This window comes from Candidatus Kapaibacterium thiocyanatum (genome assembly GCA_001899175.1).
GTDB lineage: Bacteria > Bacteroidota > Ignavibacteria > Kapaibacteriales > Kapaibacteriaceae > Kapaibacterium > Kapaibacterium thiocyanatum.
Genome location: MKVH01000028.1, coordinates 1 through 5,549, shown reverse-complemented (window position 1 = coordinate 5,549; position 5,549 = coordinate 1). Strand labels below are relative to the sequence as shown.

1 pseudogene is annotated in these 5,549 nt (G+C 61.6%); it reads right to left on the bottom strand.

Annotation, left to right across the window (positions count from 1 at the left end):
* Nucleotides 1-5,549, bottom strand: a pseudogene (locus tag BGO89_03140) (hypothetical protein).

Here is a 5,549-nt window from a genome sequence, read left to right as displayed (position 1 = left end):
GCATGCTGCTTCGACGGGTCGACGACGTGGACCGACACGATCCTGTTCATGGCATTGTAGGCATAGTAGACACCGTCGAAGCCGACGTTCTCCGTGTACCGCACCATCGAGGCCAGACGTCCGCGCTCGTCGTACATTCTGAGGACGTAGTGGAAGGGCTGACCGCCATGCGTGCGGTAGGCCGTCAGCGACGGACGTCCCTTCCAGTTCCCCTGCCACGTCGAACCGGGCATGGGCGTGATGGCCTGCCAGGCGGCATCGCTCGGGCGGGCGGCCCAGGCTACGCCGACGGTCGGCGGCATCTCGTCGTACCACGTCGTCTGCAGCACGAACTCCGGATACGTGCCCGCATGCTCGAACGTCGTGGCCGGAGCCGTGATGGTCGGATAGGCAGCCATGTAGGCCGGATGGTGCAGCACCTGCATCTGGTTGCCCGGATTCAGCATCGGACTGAAGCGCGGGGAAAGGACGGTCCTCAGCATCTCGTCGCAGATGAGATTGCGAGCGACGTTGTTGGCGGCCCACAGGGCATACGGCACGCGTACCGGCGTCATGAGAAGCGTCTGGTTGGCCGTCGGGATAGGTGATACTCCTGTCTGCAGGGCATCGGGAGAGATGCGGTCCGTCCAGCGGTTGAGATTCATGGCCTCGTCCATGGCCGGCAGCGCCTGGATCGTGGGACCACCCTTGGAGATACGGTCACCACCGGCGACACCGCCATGGTCCTGTCCCATCATGGGCGACGGCGGGGCCGTCGCGAGTGTGGCTTCGCCGCTCGCCGTCATGCGGCCGAGATCGTCGTACTGATAGTAGGCCACCTTGTTGACGAGGGCCTGGGCCGCCGTCTGCGAGAACCGCACGCGCCCCAGCTTGTCGTAGGCATAGGACGTATAGCCCTGATCGGTCTGGAAGGTATACCTGATGCGGCCATGGTTGTCGTACCAGTAGCGGATGGCCTGACCGCCGGGACTCACGATCTGCTTCGTACGGCCCTGGATGTCGTACGTCGTGCGGGTGACGAGGTTCTGGTCCGCCGCCGGCGCACCGATGCCGTTGAGGACGTTCGCCACGTCCGTCATGTTCGTATAGTTCTCGACGGAGAGGACGACCCTGTCGCGCGCATCGAAGAACTGCGCCGTCTTCATTCCCGCTCCTGATCCGGCAAGGTTGCCTGCCGACGTCACGACATAGCGGCAGTAGCCGTTGAACGATTGTTCGACGTCGGACGGGAAGCCGAGAGTCGACGGAGCGACGATGGTATAGGTCGATACCGTCTTCAGAACCTGGCTGCCCGTCTGGGTAGCCGACACGTTGTAGATCGGGCTCGTCCAGACGTTATTCACGGCCGACGTCAGGGCCTGCTCCGGGCGACCGAGATCGTCGTAGGTATTCGTCACTTCATGGCCTTGGGGATCGACGGTCTTCTTCACGAGACCATCACCGAGATACGTGGACGTCGAGACCGAGCCATGCGTCGTCGTCGTCAGCGGCAGGATGTTCTGCACCAGCGGGCCGTAGTTCCAGCGCTGTTCCTTGACGAGATCGTCGTAGGTAAGGACGGACAACGCCTTGGCGTGGCGCGACTGCAGCGTCGACGAGCTGTAGGCCAGCGACGAATACGATACCGTCGCACGATCGTCGATCTTGGCCAGGCTGACGACGGAGCGCGTCGTACCGGCATCGGTGTGCTTGAAGGCGAGCGTGAAATCGCGTTCCGCGCTCTGACCCCAGGTGCGGAAGCTGCCGCCGAGATCCATCCAGACTCGGCTGAGGTCGATGCTGCCGAACGATCCTTCGTCGATTTCGATCTTCACATGGACGCTGGCCGGATCCGCGCTCGTTCCCGTGGTGTACGTGATCGCCGTGATGAACGACGACAGATCGAAATCGATGTCGGCGTTGTCGTTGACGAGGCCATCCAGTTCGTTCACCGGTACCTGCGTGATGTCGGGCGACGGATAGCAGTTCAGGATGTAGTTCTTGCTGGCCGTCACTCCGGTCGTGGAGACCGTCACGGTGAAGGCCACGCACCGGCCCGTCGAACCGGCGAGAGAGACCCTGAGCGCCGCGGACGACACCGTACGATGATCCCAGCGATTGAAGACGAAGTCCCCTTCGTAGAAGGCATTGACGGCCGTACGATACGGCAGGATCGTCTCGACGGTGGATCCGATGGGATAGTTGATGTACTGCACCTGATCTCCACCCTTGCCGTCGTCCTGGCTGCGGCCCATCATCGGCGTCATCGCCGAACAGGGGCACGAGGGGCGCGGATCAGCCTGACGACGGGCGATGGTCATCGGTATCCACCACGACATGGGAGTGGAGGATGCCTGCACGATTCCGGCGTGACAATCGCCGATACACTTCACCTGCCGCTCGACGGCCGTGAGCGACCGGGAATAGCCATTGGCATCGTAGGTGCGGCTGTCATCGAGGACGTCGTATGTGTGCCAGTCGTACGTCGTCGACGCCGTCGGGAAGTCGCCGGGAAGCCATGCATACTGCAGACGTCCGATACCATCGTAGCGGAAGCGCGAGAGGAAGCCGTTCTCGTCGACCACGTCCTGCGGAAGACCGTAGTGCGTATACGTCTGGAAGGACGCGAGCGATTGCGTCTGAAGCGTTCCCCCACCGGTGAGGTACTTGCGTACCTGGCGCTCGGTGACCGTCGGCTTTTCGTAGAGCCTGGCGCCGAGACCACGCAGGTCGACGTTCGTTGCCGTGCCGGCGCCGACGTGATCGTTGTACAGGGTCTTCGCCGAGACGATACCCGACGACGATACACCGAGGGCAGTGGGCCAGGATCCATTCAGTGGCTGGTACGTGAACGCCGTGATCGAGCCCATGGCATCGGTCGCGGAAATCGGCAAGGCGCCTTCCGTCGCCATCCAGCTACTGGTAGCCGCATAACCGATCGTCGTGGTAATCGCATTCGTGAGACCCGCACCGTATGTCCGCTGCGCGATCTGTTTGCCGAAGGCGAGGTTCGGGCGCAGACCGCTGCTGACCATCACGGTGGGATTCGTCTCGTAGTCCGTTTCGATACGCTTGAGAATGGCGTCGCCGCTGTTGGGATCCCGCAGTTCGACGGCCTTCGTCAGGTTGAAGACGGGAGGATTGGCATAGACCGCCGTCGTTTCGGCACTCCACCACCTCATCCAGGGAGAATTGTCATCCGTCGTGTTCCACTTCTCCGTGGCCACTTCCTGGCTCCACGGCGGGCTCTGCGTACGGGCATGATCCAGGAAGGCCGCATAGCTCGCATGCTTGTCCCAGTACCGTATGGTCACCGTCGTTTCGGCGACAGGCAGATGCTGGAATTCCGTCACCGTCTTCAGGTCCTGCGTCCACGCCCCGCTCTTCCATACCTTCAGAAGCTCCGTCTTCTTGTCCACGGCATGACCGAACATCTCGACGACCTCGCCGTAGATGCCGGCCGAACCGCCACAGCCGCCCGTGTACGACAGGATCGGCGAGCTGCGCAGGGCATACGTGAATTCCTGACGCGTGCGCGGCAGGGTCGTCGCACCGATGATCGTCGTCTTCTCGATGCTTCCCGGAAGACGGATGTTCGAGTGCTGGTGCCCGGTCGTCCATGCGGGAACTTCGACGAAGCCCGTGATCGTGCGCTCGATGATGCCTTCGGCTTCCATTTCATGATCCGTCACGTCCGAATGCGTCACCCGCGGCCAGCCGTCGCTCACGCGGCCGAGGCTGACCATTTCCGTCGTCATGCGCTCGGTCTTGGTGCGCGAACCGACGACGTCCGTATAGGTGATCGTGGAACGGAAGCGTTCGTTGCTTCCACTCGGCGTCAACCGCTGGTTCAGAAGATAGTTCTCCGTCGTCAGATGCGTATTGGTCTCGACGTCGTACTTCTTGAGGTCCTGGACGATCTGGCTCTGCTTCTCGTTGGTGATGCTCATGGGATCCGACGCCATCGACGCCGGATCGGGAATGACCTGCGACGTCGTCTCCTTCCAGACGATGCCGTAGCGGACGTCCAGTTCCTTGACCGCCGTCAGACGCTTCGATGCAAGGAAGAGCCTGGAGCACGGCAGAGCGGAGGGGATGCACTCGGGCACCGTGCTGGCATTGCCATTGTTCTTCACGAAGGGATACTCGCTCTTCCGGATCTCCTTGGTCGTGCCTTCATAGGTGAACGTCGTCGTCCTGCCCACGGGATCCATGATACCGGTCACGAGACCGGTCCAACTGAAGTACTGCGACGGTTCCGACCACGGGGCCTGATCGGCCTGGGGCGGCGCACACTTCAGATTCCGGATGTGCGCTTCGACCGTACCGCTGTAGATCGCATCCTTGAACTCGATCATCGTCTTCTTGCCGATGGCGTCGATCGTGAGATCGTTCAGTCCCCACGTCAGCGTATGGCTGTCGAAGCCCGTGAGCATGGCGCGGCCGCGCTGCTGCGTTGCGTCGCTGACGGCATTCGACGTGGTCGGATTGTGTCCGGCATACTGGAAGCTGACGATTTCACGGCTGTTGTGGACGATGCCCGAGAGATAGAAGATCGTCGGCCCGGCCACATCGTCACCGGCGTGCGTCGTGCCGCCATCGACACTTTCGATCTTGCTCTGATAGGGCTCGATGCCGAAGGGCGTCGTCCACTCGCGGAAGACGTAGGTCAAACCGTCGCCCGGATAGTATTCCACACGGCGCGGCAGGCGGTCGGCAGGAATGTCGCCGTTGTATCGCATCAGAAGCTGGGCAAGAACGGACGAACTCAGGAGGGTCGGATCCGTCTTCACGATGGCATAGGCGCTCGAATTGGCGCTGGCGCTGATGTAGGTACCCGTCACGCGCTGTTCGACGCTGGGCGGAGTGGTACCGGTGCAGTACTGTTTCTCGACGTGATAGAGTTCCAGTACGGAGCCATCCTCACGAAGCAGCTTGATGACATCGACGTAGGCATTCTGCCCGGACGGAAACTTCGAGATGTCGTTCATCCGGTTGCAGTAGTCGTAACCGTCGAGCATCCAGATCACGTCGTCATCGTTGAAGTCGCGGTTCGTATAGGTACCCGTATTCGTCCGCATCGCCGGTGCAAGGAGCGGGCGTTCGGTCGACGTCAGAGCCTGGACGGCGAAGCCGTTCACGCCAAGGATCCACGCCGGACGGTTCTGTTTCATCTGCTCCCAGACGTTGCTCGACGAGTTGTACGACCGGAAGCTCGTGTAGGAGGCGTTCTGGTTGTAGTTCAGCGAGAACGTGACGGGGAAGCCCTGGGCCGAGTATGACGACAGATCGTAGCGGTACTGGAGATTCCCGTTCGTCTTCGACACGGCGACCCTGCCATCGGTACTGATGGCCTTGTCCTTCTGATAGCCACGGTTGTCGTACAGCTCCGACGTCGTGGCCATGCCCGTCATGAAGCTCGGGCTCGGGCCAGTCGTCTGTGCCGCAAGGTTCGGCGGTGCCGTGAATGCGATGTACAGAAGAGCCGAGGTAAGGATCGTCGTCGTCATGCGCTGGATGTTCTTCATCGTATGCTCCGCACCGTCGTCGTGCTTGTCGTCGTCGTGAAT